Source organism: Streptomyces sp. NRRL S-340, assembly GCF_000720185.1.
Lineage (GTDB): Bacteria > Actinomycetota > Actinomycetes > Streptomycetales > Streptomycetaceae > Streptomyces.
The window spans coordinates 1-26,965 of sequence record NZ_JOIY01000037.1; the positions used below are offsets into that span (position 1 = coordinate 1).

General features: G+C 73.1%; 21 protein-coding genes. 11 read left to right on the forward strand and 10 right to left on the reverse strand.

Annotated elements, in window-relative coordinates; translation table 11 throughout:
* Positions 1 to 249 precede the first annotated feature (249 nt).
* Positions 250 to 1,863, forward strand: a complete 1,614-nt coding sequence (locus tag IG64_RS27025; protein ID WP_037860919.1) for a succinic semialdehyde dehydrogenase — start codon at positions 250 to 252, stop codon at positions 1,861 to 1,863.
* A gap of 87 nt (positions 1,864 to 1,950) precedes the next feature.
* On the forward strand, positions 1,951 to 3,732 hold the full coding sequence (locus tag IG64_RS27030) for a GMC family oxidoreductase N-terminal domain-containing protein (RefSeq protein ID WP_037860921.1): 1,782 nt from the start codon (positions 1,951 to 1,953) through the stop codon (positions 3,730 to 3,732).
* 75 nt (positions 3,733 to 3,807) lie between these two features.
* Here the strand turns inward: IG64_RS27030 and IG64_RS27035 are convergent, their stop codons facing one another.
* Positions 3,808 to 4,887 (reverse strand): LAETG motif-containing sortase-dependent surface protein, encoded by a 1,080-nt coding sequence (locus IG64_RS27035; RefSeq protein WP_158771648.1) that lies wholly within the window; start codon positions 4,885 to 4,887, stop codon positions 3,808 to 3,810.
* A 496-nt stretch (positions 4,888 to 5,383) separates the two neighbouring features.
* Positions 5,384 to 5,701 carry a chorismate mutase gene (locus tag IG64_RS27040; RefSeq protein ID WP_037860925.1) on the reverse strand — a complete coding sequence of 106 codons (318 nt, stop codon included), beginning with the start codon at positions 5,699 to 5,701 and terminating at the stop codon, positions 5,384 to 5,386.
* Positions 5,702 to 6,052: 351 nt separating this feature from the next.
* Here IG64_RS27040 and guaA point away from each other — a divergent pair, with 351 nt between their 5' ends.
* Positions 6,053 to 7,633 carry a glutamine-hydrolyzing GMP synthase gene (gene guaA / locus IG64_RS27045; RefSeq protein WP_037860927.1) on the forward strand — a complete coding sequence of 527 codons (1,581 nt, stop codon included), beginning with the start codon at positions 6,053 to 6,055 and terminating at the stop codon, positions 7,631 to 7,633.
* A gap of 17 nt (positions 7,634 to 7,650) precedes the next feature.
* Here guaA and IG64_RS27050 read toward each other — a convergent pair whose 3' ends face one another.
* Complete coding sequence (locus IG64_RS27050; RefSeq protein WP_037861084.1) at positions 7,651 to 8,124, reverse strand: pyridoxamine 5'-phosphate oxidase family protein; 474 nt, start codon at positions 8,122 to 8,124, stop codon at positions 7,651 to 7,653.
* 151 nt (positions 8,125 to 8,275) lie between these two features.
* On the opposite strand from IG64_RS27050, the gene IG64_RS27055 reads away from it, so the two are divergent.
* From IG64_RS27055 to IG64_RS27065, 3 genes are all read left to right on the forward strand, one after another.
* Complete coding sequence (locus IG64_RS27055; RefSeq protein WP_037860929.1) at positions 8,276 to 9,076, forward strand: class II aldolase/adducin family protein; 801 nt, start codon at positions 8,276 to 8,278, stop codon at positions 9,074 to 9,076.
* A gap of 265 nt (positions 9,077 to 9,341) precedes the next feature.
* On the forward strand, positions 9,342 to 10,625 hold the full coding sequence (locus IG64_RS27060; RefSeq protein WP_078884244.1) for a hypothetical protein: 1,284 nt from the start codon (positions 9,342 to 9,344) through the stop codon (positions 10,623 to 10,625).
* A 252-nt stretch (positions 10,626 to 10,877) separates the two neighbouring features.
* Positions 10,878 to 11,408, forward strand: a complete 531-nt coding sequence (locus IG64_RS27065) for a DoxX family protein (RefSeq protein WP_037860933.1) — start codon at positions 10,878 to 10,880, stop codon at positions 11,406 to 11,408.
* A 70-nt stretch (positions 11,409 to 11,478) separates the two neighbouring features.
* On the opposite strand, the gene IG64_RS27070 is transcribed toward IG64_RS27065, so the two are convergent.
* Together IG64_RS27070 and IG64_RS27075 are read right to left on the reverse strand one after the other, a co-directional pair.
* Positions 11,479 to 11,703, reverse strand: coding sequence for a hypothetical protein (locus IG64_RS27070; RefSeq protein ID WP_037860934.1), 225 nt, complete (start codon positions 11,701 to 11,703; stop codon positions 11,479 to 11,481).
* Positions 11,690 to 13,408: a PspC domain-containing protein gene (locus IG64_RS27075; RefSeq protein WP_420709993.1), complete on the reverse strand. Its 1,719-nt coding sequence runs from the start codon at positions 13,406 to 13,408 to the stop codon at positions 11,690 to 11,692. The genes IG64_RS27070 and IG64_RS27075 overlap by 14 nt, the downstream gene beginning before the upstream one ends.
* A gap of 244 nt (positions 13,409 to 13,652) precedes the next feature.
* Between IG64_RS27075 and IG64_RS27080 the strand changes: the two genes are divergently transcribed.
* Together IG64_RS27080 and IG64_RS27085 are read left to right on the forward strand one after the other, a co-directional pair.
* Positions 13,653 to 14,942 carry an ATP-binding protein gene (locus IG64_RS27080; RefSeq protein WP_037860938.1) on the forward strand — a complete coding sequence of 430 codons (1,290 nt, stop codon included), beginning with the start codon at positions 13,653 to 13,655 and terminating at the stop codon, positions 14,940 to 14,942.
* Complete coding sequence (locus tag IG64_RS27085) at positions 14,942 to 15,673, forward strand: LuxR C-terminal-related transcriptional regulator (protein ID WP_037860939.1); 732 nt, start codon at positions 14,942 to 14,944, stop codon at positions 15,671 to 15,673. Before IG64_RS27080 ends, IG64_RS27085 begins: the two co-directional genes overlap by 1 nt.
* A 30-nt stretch (positions 15,674 to 15,703) precedes the next feature.
* On the opposite strand, the gene IG64_RS27090 is transcribed toward IG64_RS27085, so the two are convergent.
* Positions 15,704 to 16,780: an NlpC/P60 family protein gene (locus IG64_RS27090; RefSeq protein ID WP_037861085.1), complete on the reverse strand. Its 1,077-nt coding sequence runs from the start codon at positions 16,778 to 16,780 to the stop codon at positions 15,704 to 15,706.
* Positions 16,781 to 17,341: 561 nt separating this feature from the next.
* Between IG64_RS27090 and IG64_RS27095 the strand changes: the two genes are divergently transcribed.
* Positions 17,342 to 17,695 carry a hypothetical protein gene (locus IG64_RS27095; RefSeq protein WP_037860940.1) on the forward strand — a complete coding sequence of 118 codons (354 nt, stop codon included), beginning with the start codon at positions 17,342 to 17,344 and terminating at the stop codon, positions 17,693 to 17,695.
* Between the two features lie 23 nt (positions 17,696 to 17,718).
* Here IG64_RS27095 and IG64_RS27100 read toward each other — a convergent pair whose 3' ends face one another.
* Positions 17,719 to 18,690, reverse strand: coding sequence for a tellurite resistance/C4-dicarboxylate transporter family protein (locus IG64_RS27100; protein WP_037860941.1), 972 nt, complete (start codon positions 18,688 to 18,690; stop codon positions 17,719 to 17,721).
* 270 nt (positions 18,691 to 18,960) lie between these two features.
* Between IG64_RS27100 and pcrA the strand changes: the two genes are divergently transcribed.
* Positions 18,961 to 21,453 carry a DNA helicase PcrA gene (pcrA, locus tag IG64_RS27105; RefSeq protein ID WP_037860942.1) on the forward strand — a complete coding sequence of 831 codons (2,493 nt, stop codon included), beginning with the start codon at positions 18,961 to 18,963 and terminating at the stop codon, positions 21,451 to 21,453.
* A 114-nt stretch (positions 21,454 to 21,567) separates the two neighbouring features.
* Here pcrA and IG64_RS27110 read toward each other — a convergent pair whose 3' ends face one another.
* The gene (locus tag IG64_RS27110) at positions 21,568 to 23,001 is read right to left on the reverse strand and encodes a M23 family metallopeptidase (RefSeq protein WP_037860943.1); all 1,434 of its coding nucleotides are present in this window, start codon (positions 22,999 to 23,001) and stop codon (positions 21,568 to 21,570) included.
* A gap of 212 nt (positions 23,002 to 23,213) precedes the next feature.
* Positions 23,214 to 24,080, reverse strand: a complete 867-nt coding sequence (locus tag IG64_RS27115) for an esterase/lipase family protein (RefSeq protein ID WP_037860945.1) — start codon at positions 24,078 to 24,080, stop codon at positions 23,214 to 23,216.
* A 596-nt stretch (positions 24,081 to 24,676) separates the two neighbouring features.
* Between IG64_RS27115 and IG64_RS27120 the strand changes: the two genes are divergently transcribed.
* The gene (locus IG64_RS27120) at positions 24,677 to 25,093 is read left to right on the forward strand and encodes a cobalamin B12-binding domain-containing protein (RefSeq protein ID WP_037860946.1); all 417 of its coding nucleotides are present in this window, start codon (positions 24,677 to 24,679) and stop codon (positions 25,091 to 25,093) included.
* Between the two features lie 239 nt (positions 25,094 to 25,332).
* On the opposite strand, the gene IG64_RS27125 is transcribed toward IG64_RS27120, so the two are convergent.
* A complete protein-coding gene (locus tag IG64_RS27125; RefSeq protein WP_037860948.1) occupies positions 25,333 to 26,961 on the reverse strand; it encodes a DUF5691 domain-containing protein in 1,629 nt (542 codons plus the stop codon).
* Between the last annotated feature and the right edge of the window lie 4 nt (positions 26,962 to 26,965).

Below are 26,965 nucleotides of genomic sequence, written 5' to 3' on the forward strand. Positions count from 1 at the left end.
CCCCCCCACGGCCGCCACCGCCGCGCGCTGCCGTCCCCGCGCACCCACCGCGCACGCCCACTCCGCGCCCCCGCCCCGCGCCCGCCGTGACGCGTCCGGCGGCGGGTGCGCGGCGGTGGCGTGTGATCGATGAAAGGAGCCCTGATCAGCGCATTCGTTGCCAGTGATCGCTGGCGTCGTGTGTGCACTCGGTGAATCCCCGTTACCGACGGGTACACAAACCCCGGCACACGTCATACGCTGCGCTGCATGACGGACGCGCAGGCCCCGGCACAGACCGGCACGAATCCTCTGGCCCCCGCCCCCACGGGCGCCCGTACCGCCGCCGACGTGGTGACGCCCGAGCTGGTCGCCCGGCTCACGAAGGGGGTCGCCGGATCCGGCCGGACCGCCAACCACACGCCGTTCACCGGTGAGAAGCTGGCCGACCTGCCCGAGTCCACGCCCGAGGACGTGGCCCTCGCCTTCGAGCGCGCCCGGGCCGCGCAGGACGTCTGGGCGCGGACGCCGGTACGGCAGCGCGCCGCCGTCCTGCTCCGCTTCCACGACCTGGTGCTCGCCCGCCAGGCCGAGGTCCTCGACCTGATCCAGCTCGAGACCGGCAAGGCGCGCCTGCACGCGCACGAGGAGGTGCAGGCCGTCGCCGTCGCCGCCCGGCACTACGGCCGCCGGGCCGCCGCGTACCTGAAGCCCAGGCGGCACACCGGCGCCGTCCCGGCTCTGACGAAGGTGACCGAACTGCGCCACCCGCGTGGTGTCGTCGGCCAGATCGCCCCCTGGAACTACCCGCTGGAGCTGTCGGTCGGCGACGCGCTGCCCGCCTTCGTCGCGGGCAACGCGGTCGTGATGAAGCCGGACACGGAGACCTGCCTGACCGCCCTGTGGGCCCGGGACCTGCTCATCGAGGCGGGGCTGCCCGCCGAGGTCTTCCAGGTCGTCATCGGCGAGGGCCCGGTGGTCGGCCCCGCGGTCGTCCAGCACGCCGACTACGTCTCCTTCACCGGCTCCACCCGCACCGGCCGCGAGGTCGCCCAGGGCGCCGCGGCCCGCCTGGTCGGCGTCTCCCTCGAACTCGGCGGCAAGAACGCCATGCTCGTGCTGGAGGACGCCGACCTCGACAAGGCGGCGGCCGGCGCGGTCCGCGCCTGCTTCTCCTCCGCCGGGCAACTGTGCATCTCCATCGAGCGGCTGTACGTCCACGAGGCCGTCGCCGACGCGTTCCTGGAGCGCTTCACCGCCCGCACGAAGGCGATGCGGCTGGGCACCTCGCTCGCCTACGGAGCCGACATGGGCTCCCTCGTCGGAGAGCGCCAGCTGAAGACCGTCACCCGGCACGTGGAGGAGGCCGTCGCCAAGGGCGCCCGGGTGCTGGCCGGCGGCGTCGCCCGCCCGGACATCGGCCCGTACTTCTTCGAACCGACCGTCCTCGACGGCGTCGAGGACCCCATGGCGGTGTGCACGGAGGAGACCTTCGGCCCGGTCGTCTCCGTCTACCGCTTCGCGAGCGACGACGAGGCGGTCGAGCGCGCCAACGCCACACCGTACGGCCTGAACTCGTCGGTGTGGACCAAGGACGCCCGCCGGGGCCGCGAGATCGCCACCCGCCTGCGCACCGGCACGGTCAACCTGAACGAGGGGTACGCGCCCGCCTACGGCAGCGTCCAGTCGCCCATGGGCGGCATGAAGGACTCCGGTCTCGGCCGCCGGCACGGCTCCGAGGGCATCCTCAAGTACACCGAGGCCCAGACCATCGCCCACCAGCGGCTGCTGCCCATGGCCCCGTCGCTCGGCATGGACGACGAGAAGTACGCCGCGTTCATGAGCCGGAGCCTGCGGGCGATGAAGGCACTGCGGCTGAAGTAGCCCGCCCGGGGACGCGGGGAGCCGCGCCCCGCCGCAGACGGCCCGCGGAGCACGTCCGAAAGCGCGCACACAAAGGGGAGAAGGCACGTGTCTCAAGACGGCTACGACTACGACGTCATCGTCGTGGGCTCCGGCTTCGGCGGTTCCGTCACCGCGCTGCGCCTGACCGAGAAGGGCTACCGCGTCGGCGTCCTGGAGGCGGGGCGCCGCTTCACCCGCGAAAGCCTGCCGAAGAACTCCTGGGACCTGAAGAACTACCTGTGGGCGCCCAGGCTCGGCCTGTACGGCATCCAGCGCATCCACCTGCTGGGCAACGTCATGGTGCTGGCCGGCGCGGGGGTCGGCGGCGGCTCCCTCAACTACGCCAACACCCTCTACGTGCCGCCGAAGCCCTTCTTCGACGACCCCCAGTGGCGGCACATCACCGACTGGCAGGACGAACTCGCCCCCTACTACGACCAGGCCAAGCGCATGCTCGGCGTCCGGCTGAATCCGACGATGACCCCCTCCGACGTGCACCTGAAGGCCGCGGCGCAGCGCATGGGCGTAGGCGACACCTTCCACATGGCGCCGGTCGGGGTGTTCTTCGGGGACGGGAAGGACGCCGACGGCACGGCGAAGGCCCAGCCGGGCCGGCAGGTCGCTGATCCGTACTTCGGCGGCGCCGGACCGGCCCGCAAGGCCTGCACCGAGTGCGGCGAGTGCATGACGGGCTGCCGACACGGGGCGAAGAACACCCTGAACGAGAACTACCTGTACCTGGCCGAGAAGGCGGGCGCGGTGGTCCACCCCATGACGACGGTCGTCTCGGTCACCGACGACTCGCGCGGCGGCTACGCGGTCGCCACCCTGCCGACGCACGACAAGAAGAAGGGCGCGGGACGGATCTACACCGCCCGCCGGGTGGTCCTGGCCGCCGGCACCTACGGCACCCAGACGCTGCTGCACCGCATGAAGGCGGGCCGGCAGCTGCCGCACCTGTCGGACCGGCTCGGTGAGCTGACCCGCACCAACTCCGAGGCGCTGGTGGGCGCGCAGACCGACAACCGGCGCTACCGCGCGGCGACCGGGCGGCCCCGGCCCGACTTCACCCGCGGTGTCGCCATCACCTCCTCCGTCCACCCGGACGAGAACACCCACATCGAGCCGGTCCGTTACGGCAAGGGATCCAACTCGATGGGTTCACTGTCCATCCTCCAGGTGCCGTTCGCGGACGGCGGGTCCCGGGTCGCGGCCTGGCTGGCCAACGCCGCCCGCCATCCGATGCTGGTCCTGCGCTCCCTGTCCAACCGTCGCTGGTCGGAGCGCACCATCATCGGCCTGGTGATGCAGTCCCTGGACAACTCCCTGACGACGTACCTGAAGGAGGACGGCGTCGGCAAGGGCCTGCTCACCGCCCGCCAGGGCCACGGCTCGCCCAACCCCAAGCAGATCAGGGCCGCCACCGAGGGAGCCTCCGCGCTCGCCGCCGAGATCAACGGCTTCGCCGGGTCCAACGTGGGCGAGCTGATGGGCACCCCGCTCACCGCGCACTTCCTCGGCGGCTGCCCGATCGGCGACTCGCCCGAGACCGGCGTCATCGACCCGTACCACCGCCTCTACGGCCATCCCGGCATCTCCGTCGTCGACGGTGCGGCGGTCTCCGCGAACCTCGGCGTGAACCCGTCCCTGACCATCACCGCGCAGGCCGAGCGGGCGATGTCGTACTGGCCGAACAAGGGGGAGGCCGACCCGCGCCCGGCGCAGGGCGCGGCCTACGAGCGGCTCAAGCCGGTGGAGCCCCGCGACCCGGTGGTCCCGGCGGACGCGTTCGGCGCCCTGCGCCTGCCGTTCCTCGGCATACCGGCGGTACCGCCGAAGAAGAAGTGAAGGAAGAAGTGAAGAAGGACCTGCGCCCCCCTCCTGGCGCAGGTCCTTCCCGTTCTGCCGGTCCGACGGAGCGCCCTACGCTCCGGCACCGCCCTTGCGGCGCCGCACCGCGACCAGCGCGCCGGCTCCGACCACGACCGCGAGGCCGCCGACGAGACCGATGGTCGGCACCATCGAGCTGGAACCCGTCTCGGCGAGGCTGCCGGTGGGCGGGATCTCCTCGGCCCCGCCCTGCGGACGCTTGCCGCCGGCGGGCTTGTCACCGTCCTGCGGCTTGGCGTCGCCGGGGTTGTCGTTGGTGCTGCCGGGCTTGAGCACGGTGAACGTGTAGTAGTCGAACGCGCTGTGGACGCAGTTCTTCTCCTGGTCGACGTATCCGCCCAGGCCCACGGTGTAGCCGTCGCCCGCGGGGGCCTTCGCGGTGATGTTCACCCGCAGCTGGATGTCGACCGTCTGCTTCGGGCCGAGCGGCGTCTCACCGAAGTAGATGCCGCCCCCGATCTCGTCCGTGAGCGACTCCCACTTCTTGGTCGTGGGGTTGAGGTACTCGAGCAGCGTGTAGGTGCTCAGCCAGTCCTTCTCGTTCTCGCTCATCGAGTCGTTGTCGATGAGGGCGAGCCACTGCACCTTGCCCAGGGAGCTGTCGCTGTGGTTGGCCGCGGTGAGCTTGAAGGCGTGCCAGCCGCTGCCCGCGACGATCTTGCCCGGCAGACCGGAGACCGAGATCGTCAGCTGGGAGTCGGGGTCCACGTCGTCCTCGGTGCAGGGCGTCGGCTCGTCCGAGGGTTCGGCGGGCTCGCTCGGCGAGGCGGAGGCCGGTGCGGAGGCCGAGGGCGATGCCGAGGCGGACGCGGAGGCGGACGGGGAGGCCGAGCCGGAGGCGCCGGTCGACGGGGTGGTCTCCGCCGGGCTGGACGGCGGGGTGGACTCGGGCGTGCCGCCGGCCGGTGTCGACTCCGGGGCGCTGGGCGGAGTGGACTCGGGGGAGGCGGACGCGGACGCGGACGTCGGCGCGGTCGGTTCCTCGGCGAAGGCGGCGGGAGCCGACAGCAGCGCCAGCGGGGCTATAGCGGTCGTCGCGGCGGCGGCTGCCAGGGCGCGGCGAAGCTTCATGTAGACCTCGGGGAGTCCGGCGTGCTGCGGTGGACGCAGCACGGAGGTTGCGGAGGCCCCCGCGGTGGGGCGCGGGTGTGGCCGTGGGTTCCGCTGGTGTGACCCGGGGCTCAGGTGAATGGTTGTGCGGCGTTTCACAGGATCTTTATGTGTCCTGCGTCACAGGTGGGGGGGCGGGGGCGCGACCGGTCGGGTGCGGAGAGCACGGACGGATGGCCGGACGGCGGTCGTGAAGTGGGGCGGAGTGGGGTGGGCGTGGCCGGTCCGCGGGGAGCGGGGACGGTCGCGGGAAGCGGGGACGGCCGGCCCCGGGCGTCCCCGGCGCCGGCCGTCACCTGGTGACCGGGCTGCTGTCCCCTGCCGTCCGGTCACTTCCCCGGAGCGGGGTCCCACGACGCGCGGCACGATCCGCACGTCTCACCGCTCCGGAGAGCCACGCGTGGTCCTCTCGGCCCGTCCCTGGCTGGCACGGCCACCCCGACCAACGAGGCGGCGCCCACCGCGGTAACGCACCGTACGGGTGAGAGATCCCGAGCGGTCAGATCTTGCCCCGGCACAGCTCCAGCAGAGTCATCGCCAGTGCGGTGCCCGGCTTGCCGAGGGCGTCCCGGTAGCGGCCGAGGATCTCCATCTCGCGGGAGAGGTTCACCCGCCGGCCGCCCGAACCGATCCGGGCCTCCTGGACCACGGCGGACACGGCCATCCGTTCCTGGACCAGACCCATGATCCGGTCGTCGAGTGCGTCGATGCGTTCTCGGGCGTCGGTGACGACGCCCACGGCCTCGTCGGTACGCGCGCCGGTCCTCTCGGCCGCGGTGACGGTCGTACCGGTCTTCTCTGCTGCGCTGGCGGTCATCTCGCCGGGCTCCTCACTGGAAGGCGGGTGCGGGGCCCCGGAGCGGCAAGGACCGGGAGAACGACAGGCGCCCCGGGCCTTGTCGGCCCGGGGCGCCTGGGAAGTCGCTTGTCAGTAGCTCAAGCAGCACGACCATGGCAGCCGGCGGGCCGGGTGCCATAGGTAAAGACGAAGGTCGTCGCGTACGTGAGCATGCTCCCATTATGCCGTGGCGGACGCGGGCGTCCAAGGCGGCTCGGATGCTGAGACGGGCCTCGCGGGGCCGGCGGCCCGGAGCACGGGGCGGGTCCCGCCGCCGTCTCGGTAGAATCGCAGGTACAACGACCCGCCCGAACCGCCGGAAGGCACCCCGTGTCATCAGCGACTCCCGCTGCCGCCGCCCCCGACACCGTCCTGGTCGTCGACTTCGGCGCGCAGTACGCCCAGCTCATCGCCCGTCGCGTCCGCGAGGCCCGGGTCTACAGCGAGATCGTGCCGAGCACCATGCCGGTGGCGGACATGCTCGCCAAGAACCCGGCGGCGATCATCCTCTCCGGCGGCCCCTCGTCGGTGTACGAAGAGGGCGCGCCCCGCCTGGACCGCGAGCTGTTCGAGGCCGGCGTCCCCGTCTTCGGCATGTGCTACGGCTTCCAGCTGATGGCGCAGGTCCTCGGCGGCACCGTCGACAACTCCGGAGCGCGCGAGTACGGCCGCACCTCGCTCGCCGTCTCCAAGCCCTCCTCCACCCTCTTCGAGGGCACCCCGGACGAGCAGGCCGTGTGGATGTCGCACGGCGACGCCTGCTCCGCCGCCCCCGAGGGCTTCACCGTCACGGCCGCCACGGACGTCGTCCCGGTCGCCGCCTTCGAGAACGACGAGAAGAAGCTCTACGGCGTCCAGTACCACCCCGAGGTCATGCACTCCACGCACGGCCAGCAGGTGCTGGAGCACTTCCTGTACCGCGGCGCCGGTCTCACCCCCTCCTGGACCACCGGGAACGTGATCGAGGAGCAGGTCGCCGCCATCCGCGAGCAGGTCGGCGACAAGCGCGCCATCTGCGGCCTGTCCGGCGGAGTGGACTCCGCGGTCGCCGCCGCCCTCGTCCAGAAGGCCATCGGCTCCCAGCTGACCTGCGTCTACGTGGACCACGGTCTGATGCGCAAGGGCGAGACCGAGCAGGTCGAGAAGGACTTCGTGGCCGCGACCGGCGTCCAGCTGAAGGTCGTCGACGCCGAGGAGCGCTTCCTCACCGCCCTCAAGGGCGTTTCGGACCCCGAGGAGAAGCGGAAGATCATCGGCCGCGAGTTCATCCGGGTCTTCGAGCAGGCCCAGGCCGAGATCATCGCGGACGAGGGCCCGGCCGTCGAGTTCCTGGTCCAGGGCACGCTCTACCCGGACGTCGTGGAGTCCGGCGGCGGCACCGGCACCGCCAACATCAAGTCGCACCACAACGTCGGCGGCCTGCCCGAGGACCTGGAGTTCCAGCTCATCGAGCCGCTGCGCAAGCTGTTCAAGGACGAGGTCCGCATGGTCGGCCAGGAGCTGGGCCTGCCGGAGGAGATCGTCCAGCGCCAGCCCTTCCCCGGCCCCGGCCTCGGTATCCGCATCGTCGGCGAGGTCACCAAGGACCGGCTCGACCTGCTGCGCGAGGCCGACGCCATCGCCCGCGAGGAGCTGACCGCGGCCGGTCTCGACCGGGACATCTGGCAGTGCCCGGTGGTCCTGCTCGCGGACGTCCGCAGCGTCGGCGTCCAGGGCGACGGCCGCACCTACGGCCACCCGATCGTGCTGCGCCCGGTCTCCAGCGAGGACGCGATGACCGCCGACTGGTCGCGGCTGCCCTACGACGTGCTCGCCCGGATCTCCACCCGGATCACCAACGAGGTCAGCGACGTCAACCGCGTCGTCCTCGACGTGACGAGCAAGCCGCCGGGCACCATCGAGTGGGAGTGACCCCCACCCGGTAGGGATCAGGTCCGCCTGAGCGCACGCACCGGCGCTCCGGGCCGCCAGACCTGGACGGCCAGATACCGGTCGTCCTCGACGAAGGTCCGCACGACCTCCGTCAGCTCGGTGCGGAAGAGGTGGAACGGCTGCGGCGGTTCCACCTCTTTCACGTACGCGCCCTTCGCCTGCGGGTCCGTCACCTCGACCGCCCGGCCGCCGATCCGCACGTCGCCCTCCTCCATCCCGGTGCCGGACCCCGGATTCGACTGGAGCACGAACCTCGCGTCCCGTCGCAGGTCGCGCGCCTTCAGCGAGTCCTGCATCATGCCGAGCCACAGCTCGCCGCCCAGGAAGCGCACCTCCAGACCGCTGGTGCGGGGCGAGCCGTCCGGGCGCAGGGTGACGAGCACGTGGTGCCGGAAGGCGCCGAAGCGCTTCTCGGTCAGGCCGGCCAGTCCGGGTTCCGACGCGGCGAAAGCCGCCCAGTTCGTCGCCATGCCGGTGAGTGTGGCGCGGAAACCGGACACCTCTTGTCGGGTATGGGAGAGGTCCGGCGGGGAGCACCGCATCTTCACGCACCGGCGCTGCCATTCCCGGACGCCCACGGGTACCTTCCGCCCGTACGCCGACCACCCGCCGGAGGAACCCATGCACGGCCGCGGCCCCACACCGCCCCCGCCCCTGCCCACCGACACGCTGCGCTTCGCCATGCCGCCGATGCACGAATCGGCCGAGGAGGAACGCCGGCACCGCAAGGAACGGCTCGCGGGCGCCCTGCGGGTCTTCGGCCGGTACGGCTTCGAGGACGGTGTCTCGGGGCACATCACCGCCCGCGACCCCGAGTTCAGCGACTGCTTCTGGGTCAATCCCTTCGGAGTGCCCTTCCAGCACGTCACCGTGAGCGACCTCGTCCTCGCCAACCAGGACGGCCAGGTCGTCGAGGGGCGCTACCACGTCAACCAGGCGGCCTTCACCGTGCACGCCCAGGTGCACGCGGCCCGCCCGGACGTCGTCGCCGTCGCCCACTGCCACTCCGTGCACGGCCGGGCCCTGGCCGCCCTCGGCGAACTGCTCGACCCGCTCACCCAGGAGAGCTGCGCCTTCTACGAGGACCACGCCCTCTACGACGCCTACACCGGTGTCGTCGTCGACGCGGAGGAGGGCCGCCGGATCGCGGCGGCGCTGGGCTCCCGCAAGGCGCTGGTGCTGCGCAACCACGGGCTGCTGACGGTCGGTGACTCGGTGGACGCGGCCGCCTGGTGGTTCCTGTCCATGGAACGCTCCGCCCAGGTGCAGCTGACCGCCCGCGCCGCCGGCCGGCCCGTCCTCATCGACCACAGGGCCGCGGTGTCCACCCGCGAACAGCTCGGCGGCGACCTGGTGGCCTGGATCAGCTACCAGCCCCTGTGGCAGGCCGTCTGCCGCACCGAACCCGACCTGCTGAGCTGACACCACCGCCGCGGCGGCGGCACCGGCCGGCACCGCCCCGGCACGATCCCCACCGCACCGCCACCCGAGGCCGGGACCGCTTACCGCCGGACGATCCCGGCCGTCCGCCGGCCGCTCCCGCCGGGTCAACACGGTGGCCCGGAGTTCACCCGCCCTGACCAGACCGGGCGGACGCGCACGGGGTGGTGTAGGGCACAATGCGCAGTCGGCGTAGGGGTGTTGTCCGCAGGGCGGCTGCGGGTTCCGGGGAAGGCGGGCGTCGGGCGTGGCGGTGCAGGAAGCGAGAGACGGCGCGGGATCGGGGGCGCACGCCCACGGGGGCGGCTGCACCTGCGGGGACTGTCCGCACGGGGCGCGAGCGGGACACCGGCAGGCCGTGGCCGCGTTCCTCCTCAAACGGGACGAGTTCGCCGCGGGGCAGGGGCTGCCGGCGGCCGTGGCCCACTCCGTGTCGGCCTCCCGGCAGTGGGTGTCGGAGGAACTGACGCAGTCCGCCGAACTCGTCGCCGCCCGCCGCCGGGCCGAGGGCGACGCATGGCTGGTACGGCTGTGGCGCTGGACGGCGTACACGGTCTGGGCCGCGGTGGTCGTACTGCTTCTGGTGCAGGCGCTCACCGCGATCGGGGCGGGCTGGAGCACCGCCCGTACGGCGGGCCTGCTGGCGGCGGTGACCGTGGCCGCGGCGCTGACGGCCGCCTCCTGGTTCCACCGGGCGCGCGGCGGCGCGCTGGCACCGGTCATCGGTGAGGACAACAGACTCTCCACCTCCCGTTCGGTCGCCGCGTCGTGGGTGCTGTTCGTGGCGTACGCGGTGCTGGTGCTGGTCGGCCGGCTGGCGGCCGCCTCCGACCACGCGGAACGCGATGCCCTCATCTCGGGCCTGGAACTCGCCCGGGGCGCCGGCGCGGTCACCGTGCTCGCCGTGGTGTGCGGGATCGCCGTGCTGGTCCGGCGGGTGGTCGGGCTGCGGGTCCTGGGCCAGCGGCTGCAGAAGGTACGTGCGGACCGGCCGCGCTCGGCCGACCTGCTGACCGACGACGCGGGACGCGGCGCCTTCGCGGACATCCAGTACGTCCTGATCAACGCCGTCGCCCTGGTCTTCGCCGCGGTGCGGCTGGCCAGACGGCCCGATCAGCTGCCCGACCTGCCCTGGGGGCTGGCGGTGGTGACGCTGGTGTCCGCCGCGACCTACCTGGCGGGCAAATACGCGGAAGGCGGGCGCCCGGTGATCCTCTCGGTGGTCCGGGCCCGGGAGGCCGGCGACCTGGACGCGCCGGTCCGCACCGGTGACGACATCGAGATCCGCGGCGCCGGATTCGTCCCACCGGGCGCGCAGGGCGCCGACCGGCTGTCGCGGATGGTGGTCCGCATCGGCGCGGTCAATGTCCACGTGCCCCTGGTGCCCGTCACCGGAGGGTTCAGCAACCCGACGGACACGGTGCTGACCGTGCCGGTCCCCGCGGACGTGGAGCCGGGCCGCGTCGAGGTGCAACTGGTGACCGCGGCGGGCGTGGAGACCAACCGGTACGCGATCGACGTGACGGAGTGACCGGGGCGCCCGGGTGACCGAAGGCCTCGCGGTGACCGCCCTGTCGCCGTGCGGGCGGCGTCGGGCGCGCACGTCGGCCGGGGGAGCGGGACCGAACACCGAGGGGTGAGGTGCCCGGGGCCAACCGGACGCCGAATCCATACGGACGCCGCAAAAAAGCCCGGCCGGGGTGAGCGCCTCCTTTCTCGCACACGTATGGTCTGTCGAGGGGTGAACGGCAGTGCGGTGAGAGGCGAGAGGCGGCTGGTAACGATGACTCACAGCCTTCGTACGGACATGCGGACCTCGTACCTCGACCGGCGCGGCACCTGGCGGGACACCGCCGGCCGCTACGCCCTCCTTCCTCTCCGTCTCTTCCTGGGCGTCACCTTCGTCTACGCGGGCCTGGACAAACTCACCGACAGCGCCTTCATGAGGGCCGCCGGGCCCGGTTCGCTCGGTGACACGATGCGCGCGGTCCGCGGCTCCTCCGCCATCCCGGCCCTCGTCGACCTGGCCCTGAAGAACCCGGTCGGCTTCGGCTACGCCATCGCCCTCGGCGAACTCGCCGTCGGCATCGGCATCCTGCTCGGTGTGCTGGGCCGCCTGGCCGCACTCGGCGGTGCGCTCATCTCCCTCAGCCTGTGGCTCACGGTCAGCTGGGCCACCACCCCCTACTACTACGGCAACGACCTCGCCTACCTCATGGCCTGGATCCCCCTCGTCCTCGCCGGCACCCCCGTGTTCTCCCTGGACGCCGTCCTGCCGAGGCGACGACGCCGGGGCTTCGGGAACTACCGTTAGGGCCTCTCGCCCGGATCATGCCGGGCTCGCGGGGCCCCTGATCCGGCCTGATCCGAACGGAAGACCCTGGCTAGGCCCTGTCGAAGTCCGGGCCGCGCGGTGTTCTGCGGCGGCGTACGGACCGGTTGACCAGCGCCACCGCGCCCGCCAGGCAGAGGCCGCCCACCACGACGGGCACGGCCACGAACCACGGCGTCTTCCAGAAACCGCCCGCGTCTCCGGCGTAGGCGACGGCCGCTCCGATCAGACAGACGCCTGCCACCAGCTTCCCGGGCTGGAACTCATGAAGCAGCACGGCTCACCTCCGCCTGTCCCACACCCACGTGCAGATCGAGATCGACTGTCCCCGCGCTCTTGCCGCCCGCTGCAGGCACCAGCGTGACCTGCTGGTGTCTGCCCGGGGCCACGTCCACGTCCTGCGAGCCGTCGCCCGGCAACTGGATGTCGCCGACGCCCACGTCGATGTTCGCCCGCAGGGTCACGTCCGGCGGGAGGACGACCCGGAGCCGCCCCACGCCCACGTCGGCCCGCGTCGTCACCGTCCGGCCGTGGCCCGGACGTATTCGCGTCAGGTCGAGGGTGCCCTCGCCGGTGCCCAGGTCGTACTTCGGGCGGACCTCCGTCACCGCGGCCGGTTTCCAGGTCGCGTGCGACCAGTGGGCGGTGACGTTGCCGGGCAGCCCCGTGGAGGCGGCGAGGAGCGCCGCGGTGACGACGGCCAGCAGGACCGAGCCGGCGCCGGTCCTCCCGAGGAACGCGCTGACCGCGATGCCCAGTCCGAAGACGCCGAGCGCGCAGGCCAGCCCGGTCTGCAGGCTGATGCCCAGTGTGTGGTCGCCCCAGGTCAGGCGCGTACCGAGGGCCCCGGCCACCACGGCGAGCAGGAAGACCCAGCCGCCGATCCGGCGAGGACCCCGCGGCCGGGGCGGTTGCGGGCGGGGCGGGCGCGCGGTCTCTCTTCCGCGTCCGCCCCGGCTGATGTTCACGGCCGCCGCGACGTCCCGGTCGCGTGTGTCCCGCGGACCCCACAGGTAGCCGGTTCCGCCGACGTGGGTGCCGTCCTTGACGATCGGCTCCCGCCACCAGGACGGGTAGGAGGCGGGGACCGGGGGCGCCTTGGCCTCCGGCGGCGCGTCGGCGGCGGCCTGGACGGCCAGGGGGTCGGGATCGGCGGAGCCGCGGTGCTGCGACCAGTACCCCGCCCCCGCGAGGAGCAGGGAGAGAACGACGGCGAAGCTGAGCACGTCGCCGTTGGTCAGCATCGAGAGGAACACCCCGCAGCCGACCAGGGCGAAGAGCACAGCGGCCAGTGCGGGGCCGTCCACACGCCCGGTGAGGAGCTTGCGCACCTCGTTCTCTTCCTCGTCGTCGAACGGCATGAAGAGCCAGGCGAACCCGTAGAAGATGAGGCCTATGCCGCCCGTGGCGGCGAGCACGGCCAGAGTGATCCGGAAGATCACCGGATCCATGTCGCACCGCCGCCCGAGCCCCGAGCAGACCCCGGCGAGCACCTTGTGCCGCCGGTCCCGCCGGAACCCCGGCGAGCCGCCCTCGGTGTTTTCCGGGCTCCCGGCGGTCGCGGAGCCCGCCCGGCCCCCCGCCTCCGGCCCGCCGGCCGCCCCCGCCGTCCCTGTCACGTTCGCCCCTCCGGTCGGGCCGGGCCCGCCGCCCGGCGGCTCCGGTCCTCCGCCTTCACCTGATGTTCCGCTCGTACGCGGTCGTCCGCCCGCACCCGCTTCGGCGCCTGTACCCGGCTCTTGGCGCGCGCCCGGTGGTTCCTCCGCGCTCGGCTCTTCACGGGTACTCCGTTCTCCGCGCGCGCCCGGTGGTTCCTGCGCGCCCGGTCGTCCTTCTGTACTCGGCGGGTGCGTCCGCTCGTGCGGGCGCGGTTCCTCACCCGCACCCGCACCGGGCACGGCGGCTCCGGGCCCCGCGCCCTGGACCGGGCGAGGGCCGGGACCGGGTTCCGGACCCGTCGCGGCGTGCTGGTGATTCGTCATGCGTCCATGGTGACGGGCGCGCCGCCGCCGCGGCAGTCGGGAAGACCCTGGCAGAACCCTGATTCGCCCCTGAGCCCCGCCCGGGATGCGTTCGACGGGCCGGCGCGGAGTCCCGGTACGACCCGCCCGGCGTCCGGCCCCGAAGCCCGTTCCCGGGCCGCCCCGGCAAGGGGCGGGAAGATCAGGGGAGTCTCGGGGGCGGACCCTGATGCCTCCGTCCGGCGGGCATGTGACCATCGTTGGCATGCCGGAAGCCGCAGCCCTGCCCCTCGACGACCCGCGGCCGCCGCGCAAGCTCTACCGCAGCAGCGACGGACGCTGGCTCGGCGGAGTGGCGCGGGGCCTCGCCGGGCATCTCGGGCTGCCCGTGGTCTGGGTGCGGCTGGTCTTCGCCGGACTGTTCATGGCCGACGGACTCGGCGCACTGCTGTACGCGGCCTTCTGGTTCTTCGTCCCTCTCGGGGTCGGCGGCGTCGGCGGCCAGAGACCGCCGTCCCTCGTCACGACGGAGACCTCGCCGGACGGCCGCCGCAGGATCGTCACCCGCAGACCGGACAAGGGCCAGCTCGTCGCCCTGCTGCTCATGGTCGTGGTGGCGTCGGTCTTCGTCGGCAGCGTGAATCTGGGCGGCGGTGCGAAGATCTACCTCCTGCCGGCCGTCCTCGTCGCCGCGGGCGTCGCCCTGGTCTGGCGCCAGGCGGACAACGCGCGGCGGGCCCGCTGGGTCGAGGTCGGCCGCCGCCGCCGTACGCTCACGCTGCTGCGCGCCGGTGCCGGCGTCCTGCTGGTCACCGCGGGTGTCTCCGCCATCTTCGTCCTGCAGGGATCCGCCGCCCATCTCGGCTCCGTCCTCCAGGCGGGCCTCGCCGTCCTCGTCGGCATCACCCTGCTCGCCGGTCCGTACCTGGTCCGGATGACCCAGGACCTCTCCGAGGAGCGGCTGATGCGCATCCGTGCGCAGGAGCGTGCCGAGGTCGCCGCCCATGTCCACGACTCTGTGCTGCACACCCTGACCCTGATCCAGCGCAACGCGGAGAACGCGGGCGAGGTGCGCCGGCTCGCCCGCGCCCAGGAGCGCGACCTGCGCGCCTGGCTCTACAACCCGGAGGGCAACGGCAAGGACGAGGACGACGAGCCGGCGACCCTGGCGGAAGCCGTGAGGCGCAACGCCGCTGAGGTGGAGGACAAGCACGGCGTGCCCATAGAGGTGGTCGTGGTCGGCGACTGCCCGCTCGACGAGCGCGTCGGCGCCCAGATGCAGGCCGCGAGGGAAGCCATGGTGAACGCCGCCAAGTACGGTGGCGAGGGCGGCGCCGTACAGGTGTACGCCGAAGTCGAGGGCAGGACGGTCTTCGTGTCCGTCCGTGACCGGGGGCCCGGGTTCGATCTCGACGCGATACCCACCGACCGCATGGGTGTCAGAGAATCGATCATCGGCCGCATGGAGCGCAACGGGGGAACGGCCCGGTTGCGCGCGGTGCCGGACGGCGGCACGGAGGTCGAGCTGGAGATGGAGAGGGCGGAGAACACGTGATGAGCGACCCGACCGAGGCGAACGGCACGGCGGCAGCGGACAGCGCGGAGGCGGCCGAGGCCGCGGGCGGGCGGCGCGTGCGCGTGGTCCTCGTCGACGACCACCGCATGTTCCGTACGGGGGTCCAGGCCGAGATCGGGCGGACCGACGAGACCGGTGTCGAGGTCGTCGGCGAGGCGCCGGACGTCGACCAGGCGGTCGAGGTCATCACCGAGACCCGTCCGGAGGTGGTCCTCCTCGACGTCCACCTCCCGGGCGGCGGCGGGGTCGAGGTGCTGCGCCGCTGTGCCGCGCTGATGGCGGACACCGAGCGTCCCGTCCGCTTCCTCGCGCTGTCCGTGTCGGACGCGGCGGAGGACGTGATCGGGGTGATCCGCGGCGGGGCCCGCGGATACGTGACGAAGACGATCACCGGCTCCGACCTCATCGACTCGATCTTCCGGGTGCAGGAGGGCGACGCCGTCTTCTCCCCGCGGCTGGCCGGGTTCGTCCTGGACGCGTTCGCCTCCACCGACGCCCCGCCGGTCGACGAGGACCTGGACCGCCTCACCCAGCGCGAGCGTGAGGTGCTGAGGCTCATCGCCCGGGGATACGCCTACAAGGAGATCGCCAAGCAGCTCTTCATCTCCGTCAAGACGGTGGAGTCCCATGTTTCGGCGGTGCTGCGCAAGCTGCAGCTGTCCAACCGGCACGAGCTGACCCGCTGGGCCACGGCCCGCCGTCTGGTCTGACCTGGCGCGGGCCGCGGGCAGACCCCGCCCTCACGCCACCCGCGTAGCCCCCGCGAACGGCATCTGGTCGATGGGCGCCAGCCGGACCGGCGCCGACGGGTTCGGGGCGTGGATCATCTGCCCCTGGCCCACGTAGATGCCGACATGGCTGATCCCGGAGTAGAAGAACACCAGGTCACCGGGGCGCAGCGCGGAGCGGGAGACCCGACGGCCGGCGCCGATCTGGGCGTAGGTGGTGCGGGGGAGCGCGATGCCGGCGGAGCGGTAGGCCGCCTGGACCAGGCCGGAGCAGTCGAAGGCGTCGGGCCCGGTGGCGCCCCACACATAGGGGCTGCCGAGTTTCTGGTAGGCGTAGGCGACGGCCGCCGCCGCCCGGGAGGCGGGGGCTCCGGCCGCGGGGGCCGCATCAGGTCCCGGAGCGCCGAGCGCGACCCGGGCGCCGGCCGTGGACCGGGACGCCCGCCCCGCGGCCGGGTCCTCGCCGATCGCCAGGCGCTGCGGCGGGGTGAGCCGGGCCAGCAGCCGCCTGGCCTCGTCCAGTTTCGTGTTGATCGTCTTCTTGTGCCGCCGCAGTTCCGCCTGGCGTGAGCGGAGCGAGGCCAGCTCGGTGCGTGCCGCCCCGCGCACCTGGTCGAGCCTCCTCAGCTCCCGGTGCACCCCGGCCACGGCCGCGGTCTGGCGGGCACCCGCCCGCTCCGCCAGTTCGGCGCCTTCCAGGTAGTGCCGGGGATCGTCGGAGAGCAGGAACTGGACGGTGGGGTCGATTCCGCCGTTCCGGTACTGCTCCGCGGCGATCGAGCCCAGGGCGTCACGCGCCGCGTTGAGCCTGGCCTGCCCGCGAGCCGCCTCGTCGCCCAGGGTCCGCAGCCGTTTCCCGGCCGCGTCCGCCTGCTCCCGGGCGCCGTCGTACTTCTCGGTGGCGGCCTCCGCCTCCTGGTACAGCCGGTCCACCCGGGCCCTGACCTGCTCGGGTGCCGGCTGCGGTGCGGCATGTCCGGTGCCGTCGAAGACCGTGGCCGTCGCCGCGCCCGCGAGGACGAGGGTGAGGGCCGTACGGGCCGTGCTGCCGCTGAGTGAGCGTTGTCGGGGCTTGCGGTGCGAGGCCACGTGGACCGTCACGTCCCTTCGTCCGGCCGGCCGTGGAGGCGGGCTCTGCGCGTCCGGCGGCGGCCCGCACAGGGGAACGGTCCGCCGCCGGACTTCTTGGCGGTGGTGCCCGGCTGCCGCCCCCAGGCCCTGCCGTCACCTCCCCGTCTGCCTCGGGACGCGGTGCACGCATTCTCGGGGCGGACGAGGGCCATGGGACGACGGGACCCGGCCCGGACGGCGGTGGGGAGCCGGTCACCTGGGGAAGGACGCTAGGACCCCCCGTGCCGCGGGAGTGACAGGTTGTACGGAACTGCCGTGACTGGACCGACCCGCGACCGGAAGTGACCGCGAGCGCCACCCGACAGCATCGTCTTCACGGAGAGCGATGACCGATGTGCCGGTTCCGAGGCAGAGGGGACCGGCAGGTGCTATGTCCCGCATATATGCACACCGGCCGACCGCCCAGGCCGGTCCGTGACCGCGCGTCCCCGCGATCGTGCGCCCCCGAGACCCCCGGGATGTGCCGGTGGCCGGGCCGGTGTCCGGCGGCTCCGAGGCCTCTCGTTAGGCTCCGGCCTCATGGACGTACTCATCCATCTCTTCGTCGGCCTGCACATCATCGGGATCGCCGCGCTGCTCGGCGGCTTCCTCACCCAGATGAAGGCGATGGGCCGGGGCACAGCCCGGTTCGTGCCCGGCATGCTGCACGGCGCACTGACCATGCTGGTCACCGGCATCGTCCTGGTCGGCCTCAACCAGGCCGACGACCATCACGTCAACACCGTCAAGATCGGCCTGAAACTGGCGCTGCTGATCGTGATCCTCGGCCTCGTCTACGTCAAGCGCGACGACGAGAAGGTGGACAAGAGCATGTTCGGGCTGGTCGGCCTGCTGACCATGGCGAACATCTTCATCGCGGTGCTGTGGACCTGAGCACCCCCGCCGGGGCGTGAGGCTCAGGCCGCAGCGCCCCTGAGTTCGGCGCGCGCCTCCGCGACCGCCCCCGCCGCGACGGCCAGCCACGCCGCCACCGCGACCCAGACCAGCACCTCCCCGAGCCCCCTGAACTCGGGGACGTGCAGGGCGGCGGCGACCGAGAGCGCCGCCGTGGCCGTCATGCCCAGCGGGAAGACGGTCGACCAGCGGCGCACGTCGTAACGCAGCCGGGGCCGTACCACCTCCGCCACGAGCAGGACGGCGTACCAGGCGAGATCGAGCACCAGCAGCCCGAGGGTGACGGTGTGCAGGACGCCGTGGTCGTCGTCGTTCCACAGATAGCGCCCCGCGCCCTGCGCGCCGATCAGCTTCGCCCCGGCGACCGCGGAGATCGCCAGCGCACCGCCCGCGACCCAGTGGTCGCCATGCCCCTCGAACACCTGTCGCAGATCGAAACGGGACAGGGCGAACAGGTAGAGCACCAGGCCCAGCCAGAAGAAGACGAGCGCCGTGTGCGCGAGCCAGGCCGTGGACTGCGCCCGGGCCAGCGACGCGCCGAGCACGGCGAGCCCCTCCGTGGCCACGCAGCACAGGAAGACGGCCCCCGGCATGGGCCGCCGGGAGTTGCGGACGACCCGCCAGAGCAGCCACGGCCACAGCACCACGGCCAGTGCGAGCAGCGCCTCGGCGAGCGGCTGCCACCCCAGGTTCGAGAAGCGCGTGCCCAGCACCGCGGTCGCGGCGACACCGGTGAGCGCCGCCGGCGTCCCCGCCTCGGCCGCCCAGCGCGTCCGTTCGCGCGTCAGCCGCAGGACGAAGTCCGCGGCCAGGGCCAGCCAGGCGACGCAGGCCACGGCGAGGACGGCGAGGGACAGCACCTCGTGGCCCGTCAGCTGCAGTCCGATCGACACGATGCCGCAGGCCATCACGGCGGCCCCGGCCGCGGGCGGACGCTGGGCCAGCCAGGCGCGCAGAGGTGAGGAGACGGGCATGATCCCGATGCTAGTGCGGGAGCACGCCGTGCGAACGGGGCGCGCACGCCGGGACGCGAAACCGTGCGCGGCGCGCGTACCCGCGCGGGCGCGGGCACGCATCCCGCCCGGGGTGGTCCTAACGGGGGGCGCGGTGTGCGGCGGGGCGGGGTGTGCGGTGCTGCGGCGGGGGCGCGGTGTGCGGCGGACGAGCGGCCCCGGCCGGTGAAACCGGTCACCTTCCCGGGGCGGCCCCGGGTTGTCGGTGGGGAGCCCTAGACTCGTAGAGCGATGAGCAGCCTCTTTGACGACAGCTTCCTGGCGGACCTCCAGACCCCTCGGGGTCCCGAGGACGAGCCCCCGCCGCCGCCCGAGGACGAGCACGCTCCGGAGCCGGTTCCGGACGATCTGTTCGGCGGGAAGTTCGACCTGCCGCCGGACCGCGAGGCCCACCGGGACGCCTATTACCGCGACGGCGCCCCCCGCCCGGTCGTGGACCCGGCCGCCCTCCTGGACGGGCTGAACGAGAACCAGCGTGCCGCCGTCGTCCACTCCGGCTCCCCGCTGCTCATCGTGGCCGGCGCCGGTTCCGGCAAGACCCGCGTGCTCACCCACCGCATCGCCTACCTGCTGGGCGAGCGCGGCGTCCACCCGGGCCAGATCCTGGCGATCACCTTCACCAACAAGGCCGCCGGCGAGATGAAGGAGCGCGTCGAGCAGCTCGTCGGCCCGCGGGCCAACGCGATGTGGGTGATGACCTTCCACAGCGCGTGCGTGCGCATCCTGCGCCGCGAGTCGAAGAAGCTCGGTTTCACCTCCTCCTTCTCGATCTACGACGCCGCCGACTCCAAGCGCCTGATGGCGCTGGTCTGCCGTGACCTGGACCTCGACCCGAAGCGCTATCCGCCCAAGTCCTTCAGCGCCAAGATCAGCAACCTCAAGAACGAGCTGATCGACGAGGAGGACTTCGCCGCCCAGGCCACCGACGGCTTCGAGAAGACCCTCGCCCAGGCCTACGCCCTCTACCAGTCGCGGCTGCGCGAGGCCAACGCCCTCGACTTCGACGACCTGATCATGACGACGGTCAATCTGCTGCGCGCCTTCCCGGACGTGGCCGAGCACTACCGCCGCCGCTTCCGGCACGTCCTGGTCGACGAGTACCAGGACACCAACCACGCCCAGTACGCCCTCGTACGGGAACTCGTCGGCACCGGCGAGCACCCCGCGGACGTACCGCCCGGACCGGAGGACCTCCAGCCCGCCGAGCTGTGCGTGGTGGGTGACGCCGACCAGTCGATCTACGCCTTCCGCGGCGCGACCATCCGCAACATCCTCCAGTTCGAGGAGGACTACCCGGACGCGACGACGATCCTGCTGGAGCAGAACTACCGCTCCACGCAGACGATCCTGTCCGCCGCCAACGCGGTCATCGAGCGCAACGAGTCCCGCCGCCCGAAGAACCTGTGGACCAACGCGGGCACGGGTGCCCGGATCACCGGGTACGTCGCCGACACCGAGCACGACGAGGCGCAGTTCGTCGCCGAGGAGATAGACCGCCTCACGGACGCGGGCGACGCCAAGGCCGGTGACGTCGCGGTCTTCTACCGCACCAACGCCCAGTCCCGTGTCTTCGAAGAGATCTTCATCCGCGTCGGCCTGCCCTACAAGGTCGTCGGCGGCGTCCGCTTCTACGAGCGCAAGGAGGTCCGGGACGTCCTCGCCTACCTGCGCGTCCTGGCCAACCCCGAGGACTCCGTCCCGCTGCGCCGCATCCTCAACGTGCCCAAGCGGGGCATCGGCGAGCGCGCCGAGGCGATGATCGACGCCCTCGCCCAGCGGGAGAAGATCAGCTTCCCGCAGGCGCTGCGCCGCGTCGACGAGGCGTACGGGATGGCCGCGCGGTCGACGAACGCCGTCAAGCGGTTCAACACCCTGATGGAGGAGCTGCGCACCATCGTCGAGTCGGGCGCCGGTCCGGCCACGGTCCTGGAGGCGGTCCTCGAACGCACGGGCTACCTGGCCGAGTTGCAGTCCTCCACCGACCCGCAGGACGAGACCCGCATCGAGAACCTCCAGGAACTCGCGGCCGTCGCCCTGGAGTTCGAGCAGGAGCGCGGCGAAGGGGAGTCGGTCGCGCTGTCCGAGTTCCTGGAGCAGGTCGCCCTGGTCGCCGACTCCGACCAGATCCCCGACGAGGAGGACGGTGACGGCGTCATCACCCTGATGACCCTGCACACCGCCAAGGGCCTGGAGTTCCCGGTGGTCTTCCTCACCGGCATGGAGGACGGCGTCTTCCCGCACATGCGCGCCCTCGGCCAGGTCAAGGAGCTGGAGGAGGAGCGCCGTCTGGCCTACGTCGGCATCACGCGCGCTCGGGAGCGGCTGTACCTGACCCGTTCGGCGATGCGCAGCGCGTGGGGCCAGCCGTCGTACAACCCGCCCTCCCGGTTCCTGGAGGAGATCCCGGCCGTGCACGTGGACTGGAAGCGGACGGGCGGCTCCGCGCCGGTGTCCTCCGGTCCGGCCTCCGGGGTGGCGGCCTCCCTGTCGTCGTCCCGTTCCCGGTCGTCGGCGGCCGGTGCCTCGGGCTTCGCCACCCGGCGCGCCGCGGAGAAGCCGGTGGTGTCCCTCGCCGTCGGGGACCGGGTCACGCACGACCAGTTCGGCCTCGGCACGGTGGTCGCCGTCAAGGGCACCGGCGGCAACGCGGAGGCGACGATCGACTTCGGCGACGCCAAGCCCAAGCGGCTGCTGCTGCGCTACGCGCCGGTCGAGAAACTGTAGGACGGGCAGACACCGGGGCCGTGCGGGACGGCCGGATCCCGGGACCGGAGGCGATGGCCCCCGCCGAAGGCGGATTCCAGGCGGGGGCCGGTCCGGTCCTCGGCGCCGTCGGCCCTACGTCGGGTTCAGGCCGTGGCTGCGCAGCCACGGCAGCGGGTCGATCGGTGCCCCGCCGGCCGGGCGCACCTCGAAGTGCAGGTGCGGGCCGGTGGAGTTGCCGGACTTGCCCGAGTACGCGATCGGCTGCCCGGCCTTGACGGTGGCCCCGGTGACGACCTGGTAGCGGGAGAGGTGGCAGTACCACGTCTCCGTGCCGTCCTTCGCGGTGAGGATCAGCATGTTGCCGTAGGCGCTGTTGAACTGGGTGCGGACCGTGCCGTCGGTGGCGGCCATGACCGTCGTCCCGTACCAGACGGGGAAGTCGATGCCGGTGTGCACGGACATCCAGTTGACACCGGCCTGGCCGAAGTAGGCGCTGAGCCCTCTCTGCGCCACCGGCAGCGCGAACTTGGGGCGCAGCCGCTCCTTGCGCGCAGCCTCCTGCGCGGCCTTCTTCCGCTCGGCCTCCTGCTGCGCCTTGAGGTCGATGCGCTCCTGGGTGCGGCTTGCCCGGTCGGCGAAGTCGTTCGCCCCGGCCGACAGGCTCTGGAGCTGGGTGTCCAGCTTGTTGTTGGCGGTGGACGCCTGCACGGGATGCGCCTCGGAGGCGGACGCGGAGGTCTCCTGGTCGTCGCCGGTGAAGCTGCCGACGGAGGCCGCGGCGATTCCGGCGACGCCCACCACGCAGACCGAGGGCACCGCCACGGTCAGCAGCGCGGACCGCTTGGCGGGCCGGCGCCGGGAACGGCTGCCGCCGCGCGAGGCCGCGCGCGGCGCGGGCACCGCGGTGGCCTCCTGCCGGTCCTCCGGCTCGGGGAGGGCGGGCAGTTCACCGGTCGCGGCCGGATCGGGGCCGGCCGACGGCTCCTCCGGTAGCGGAAGGCCCTCGTCGGCCGCACCGGCGCTGTTCCACTGGGTGGCGTCGTAGGCGCCGGTGTCGAAGGTCTGGGTGCCCCAGTCCCACTGCTGGGTCTGCTCGGCCGGGGCCGCCGCGGCCGGGTCCTGGAGCCAGGCGTTGGTGTCCCACTGGCCGGTGGCGTCGACGGGCGTCGGCTGCTGCGGCACGGCGGACAGATGCTGGTAGCCGGTGGACCACGCGGTCGTGTCGTACGCGCCCGTGTCGTAGGCGGCGTGGTGCTGGGCCGCGTACGCGTCGTGGGTCAGGGTGTGGTGGCTGCCGGTGGACCACTGGGTGGTGTCGTACGCGCCGGTCGTCCCGGCGTCCGCCGCGTGGGCGTCACCGGTGTGCAGGTCACCGAAGAGGGGGTCGGCCTGGAAGGCCGCCGTGGTGTGGGTGCCGGTGTGAAATCCGGTGGCGTCGTAGTCGCCGTACGTGGTGAAGTCACCGTAGGCGGCTTCCTGTCCGCCGTACGGCGCATAGGGCGCCGGGGCGTCGTCGGAGGCCGGGGCCGGGGGCGTCGCGGTCCCCGACGGGTGGCGGTCGTTCACCAACTTCTCTTTCGCCTCGACAACAGGGGCTGCCAGAGCAGTGCGGCGACTGTACCCGGCGGTACGTGGGCGCGACAATCTTCGACAGGTTTCCCGTCCGCGGGAAACGGGCAATCGGCCGTGATTCGGCGGACTGCGGACACGGCCTTGGGTTTGTGTTCGAGGCCATGTTCGACCCTGATGGGTCAATGCGCTGTGAGGCCGGGGCCTGGTCAGGCCACGGTCAGCCCTCCGCCCTGCGCCGCCGACGGGTCCCCCGGCCGTACGGTGTCCAGGGCCTGCCGTATCCCGCTCGCGACGGCGGGGTGCACGGGGAGGGCGAGATGGCCGATGCCGCTCACCCGGATGTTCTCCGCCCGCAGGTCCGGGTGCTCGATGCAGGCCGACTCCAGAGGGTCCATCAGGTGGTCGAGGTCGCTCCAGAAACTGACGAAGTGGGTGCGGCAGCCGGGCGCGGGAGAGGACAGTTCCTCGATCAGCTCGGAACCGGGCCGCATCTGACGGACGATCGGGTGCGCGTTGGCCAGCGGCGCGACCCGGGTCCCCGCGTGCGGAGTGCCCAGGGTGACGAGGGTGCGGATGCGGGTGTCACCGCCGAGCCGCTGCACGTAGTAGCGGGCTATCAGCCCGCCGAGGCTGTGCCCGACGACGTCGACCCGCTCACTGCCCGTGCGTTCGCAGATCTCCTCTATGTGCCGGCCGAGCAGCTCGGCCGCGGTGCGGATGTCGCAGGTCAGCGGCGAGTAGTTGAGGGACTCCACCCGCTGCCGGCCGTGCTGGGCGAGGTTGCGGCGCAGCAGCACGAAGACCGAACGGTTGTCGATGAAACCGTGCAGCAGCACCACCGGCGGCTTCGCCTCGGCCGGCAGCTGGGCGGCGGCGCCCGGGGCGGGCAGCGGGGTCTCGGCCGCGCGGCGCTCCTGGACGATCCCCGACGGGTAGAGGAGGACATGACCGGCGAGGATCGCCAGCTCCAGGGCCGTCGCCTTCAGCAGGCCCACCGACACTCCCGCGATTCTGCCCGGGATGAGGCGCTGGCAGAACGGGAGGAGGGGATCTGCGACGCTGGTGACCTTCATGGCCGACCTCCTGTCGGCACGCGGGAGGACGGCTCTGTCCCCCGTGTGCCCTCGTGGGCAGTCGCGGCAGCGGCCTCGGACGGGGCGCGGGCGGGGCGCGCGGAGCGGACCACCCGGCGTGCGGCGCGCAAGGTCCCGCAGGTGCGGCGGTGCGCGCCGCCGGTGTCCTTCCGTACGCCCCCGCTGCCGTGCCCTGCCTGCCCGGTGTGTCCTTCGTGTCCCGCACGACGCGCCGGCCCCGTGCGGCCCGTCGCGCTCGCGCGGCACCCGGTCCGCTCCGCGAGGGTGCCGGTGGTGCGTGCGAAGGTGCCGGTGGTGCGGGAGACACGGAGGGGGCGGACGCCGAACCGAGGCAGGGGCGACGCTTGTGCCCGCCGCGGTTCCCGGTCCGCGGCGGGGAACGGTGCGCCGGGTGGAGATCCCCCCTGCGCGAGGTACTCGGGGAACTGTCCCTGCGTGTGATTTCCCCCTCGCTCCGCACCGTGAAACTGCCGGGTGCGGGATGCTGGCGATAACGTTCGTTCACTTCCCCGGACGATGTGGTGCGGGGCGTCCGTCCCGTGGTGGACGTATGTAGTCGCTTCATGGAGGCAGTGATGGGTGTGGCAGCCGGTCCGATCCGCGTGGTGGTGGCCAAGCCGGGGCTCGACGGCCACGATCGCGGTGCGAAGGTGATCGCGCGGGCCCTGCGCGACGCCGGCATGGAGGTCATCTACACGGGCCTGCACCAGACGCCGGAGCAGATCGTCGGCACGGCGATCCAGGAGGACGCCGACGCGATCGGCCTGTCCATCCTCTCCGGCGCGCACAACACGCTGTTCGCCGCCGTGATCGAACTGCTCCGGGAGCGCGACGCCGAGGACATCGTCGTCTTCGGGGGCGGCATCATTCCCGAGGCGGACATCCCGCCGCTGAAGGAGAAGGGCGTCGCGGAGATCTTCACCCCCGGCGCGACCACCCAGTCGATCGTGGACTGGGTGCGGGCGAACGTCCGCCAGCCGGCCCAGGCGTAGCACTCCGGCCGGGCGGGCGCCGTCGGGCGCCCGAAGGCGCGCTCCTCCGGCGTGCCCGCCCCCGCCCGGCTTTCGGCCAAGGCCGTCTCCGGGCGGCTTTCCGCTGCGGCCGCCCCCGCACGGACTTCCGCTGCCGCCGTTCTCGGGCCGGCTTCCGGTCCGGACGCTCCCGGGCGGTCCGTACGCGGGCCCGTCACGAGGCGGCTCTCCGGCGTGCCCGCCCCCGGGCGGGGCGGGCGTCAGCCGGTGGGCGCGTCGAGTTCCTCGGCCATCGCGGCGCGCAGGCGCAAGGTCGTCACCAGCCGCTGGAACGCCTCCGCCCAGTAGCCGCCGGCTCCGGGCGACGCGTCCTCCGTCTCGTCCGGCACCGCCAGCAGCCCGTCGAGCCGGGCCGCCTGCGCGGGGTCCAGACACCGCTCGGCCAGTCCCATCACTCCACTGAAACTCCATGGGTAGCTCCCTGCGTCCCGCGCGATGTTGAGCGCGTCGACCACCGCCCGTCCGAGCGGCTCCGCCCACGGCACCGCGCACACCCCGAGCAGCTGAAAGGCCTCGGACAGCCCGTGCGCCGCGATGAAACCGGCGACCCACTCGGCCCGTTCCGCGCCGCCCAGCGTGCCGAGCAGCTTGGCCCGCTCGGCCAGCGACACCGCACCCGGACCGCCGGCCTCGGGCGCCGCGGGTTCGCCGAGCAGCGCCCGCGCCCACCGGGCGTCCCGCTGCCGCACCGCCGCCCGGCACCAGGCCGCGTGCAGCTCGCCCTGCCAGTCGTCGGCCACCGGCAGCGCCACGATCTCCTGCGGGGTGCGCCCGCCCAGCCGCGGGGACCAGGTCCCGAGCGGTGTCGCCTCCAGCAGCTGACCCAGCCACCACGAGCGCTCACCCCTTCCCGACGGCGCCTTGGCCACCACACCGTCGCGCTCCATGCTCGCGTCGCACTCGTGGGGGGCTTCAACGGCGATCGTCGGCGTGTCACGGGTGTGGTCGACGGCCACACAGGCCGCGGCCCGCTCCGCCATCCGTGCGGCCAGCGCGGATCCGGGCAGCGCCGACAGCAGCTCGGCGGCGGTGGAGCGGACGTTGCGGCTCCGGTCCGCGAGGGCCTGTTCCAGGAACGGCTCGTCGTCCGGGCCCAGGCCGGCCCGCAGCGAGTCGAGGAACATCAGCCGGTCCTCGGCCCGCTCGGTCGCCCACGTGCCGGCGAGCAGTTCGCGCGCCGCCTCGGGCCGCTGCTGCCGTATCGCCGCCAGGAGCGCGACGCGCTCGGCGAACAGGCCTTCCTCCCACAGCCGCCGGATGCGGGCGGTGTCCTCGGGGCCGGGCAGTGCGGCGCCGCCGCCGGGGGCCGCCCGCAGCGCGAACCGCCAGTCCGGGTTCAGCCGGGCCAGCCACAGGGCGCGCGGGCCGGCGAAGGCCAGCGCGGCGGGCCGCAGGTCCGTACGCCCCCGGGCCGCGTCCAGCAGGGCGGGCAGCGCCTGCGGGGGTGCCGCGTAGCCGCGCGCGTTCGCCGCGGCCAGCCACTGCGGCAGCAGCTCCATGAGGTCCGGTGCCGTGCCCCTGCGGCCGCCTCCGGCCGTACCGGACCGGTCGGCCAGCAGCTGGGTGAGCCTGCGGGCCGCGGCCTGCGGCAGGACGGGGCGGGGGTCCGCGGGCGCCGGCCGGGGGCGCTCGCCCGCCGGTGCCGGGAGCAGGCCCGCGCGGCGGCTGACGGTGAGGGCGGCCGCCGCGTCCAGCAGCGCCGCCGGCGCGTCCCGGCCGGGGGCGCCCGCCGGGGGCCTGCGGCGGTCCGTGCCGAGCAGCGCGGTGGTGACCAGCTCCTCCCAGGCGCCCGCTGCGGGCGCGTCCACCGGGGCGGAGGTCCTGATCATGAGC

Excerpts from the sequence above, each read along its gene's own strand:
- IG64_RS27040 (WP_037860925.1), bottom strand. The coding sequence starts at position 5,701 with ATGACCGCCAGCGCAGCAGAGAAGACCGGTACGACCGTCACCGCGGCC.
- IG64_RS27125 (WP_037860948.1), bottom strand. The coding sequence starts at position 26,961 with ATGATCAGGACCTCCGCCCCGGTGGACGCGCCCGCAGCGGGCGCCTGG.
- pcrA (WP_037860942.1), top strand. The coding sequence starts at position 18,961 with ATGAGCAGCCTCTTTGACGACAGCTTCCTGGCGGACCTCCAGACCCCT.
- IG64_RS27065 (WP_037860933.1), top strand. The coding sequence starts at position 10,878 with ATGACTCACAGCCTTCGTACGGACATGCGGACCTCGTACCTCGACCGG.
- IG64_RS27120 (WP_037860946.1), top strand. The coding sequence starts at position 24,677 with ATGGGTGTGGCAGCCGGTCCGATCCGCGTGGTGGTGGCCAAGCCGGGG.
- IG64_RS27075 (WP_420709993.1), bottom strand. The coding sequence starts at position 13,408 with ATGACGAATCACCAGCACGCCGCGACGGGTCCGGAACCCGGTCCCGGC.
- IG64_RS27050 (WP_037861084.1), bottom strand. The coding sequence starts at position 8,124 with ATGGCGACGAACTGGGCGGCTTTCGCCGCGTCGGAACCCGGACTGGCC.
- IG64_RS27085 (WP_037860939.1), top strand. The coding sequence starts at position 14,942 with ATGAGCGACCCGACCGAGGCGAACGGCACGGCGGCAGCGGACAGCGCG.
- IG64_RS27100 (WP_037860941.1), bottom strand. The coding sequence starts at position 18,690 with ATGCCCGTCTCCTCACCTCTGCGCGCCTGGCTGGCCCAGCGTCCGCCC.
- IG64_RS27025 (WP_037860919.1), top strand. The coding sequence starts at position 250 with ATGACGGACGCGCAGGCCCCGGCACAGACCGGCACGAATCCTCTGGCC.
- IG64_RS27095 (WP_037860940.1), top strand. The coding sequence starts at position 17,342 with ATGGACGTACTCATCCATCTCTTCGTCGGCCTGCACATCATCGGGATC.
- IG64_RS27055 (WP_037860929.1), top strand. The coding sequence starts at position 8,276 with ATGCACGGCCGCGGCCCCACACCGCCCCCGCCCCTGCCCACCGACACG.
- IG64_RS27115 (WP_037860945.1), bottom strand. The coding sequence starts at position 24,080 with ATGAAGGTCACCAGCGTCGCAGATCCCCTCCTCCCGTTCTGCCAGCGC.
- IG64_RS27080 (WP_037860938.1), top strand. The coding sequence starts at position 13,653 with ATGCCGGAAGCCGCAGCCCTGCCCCTCGACGACCCGCGGCCGCCGCGC.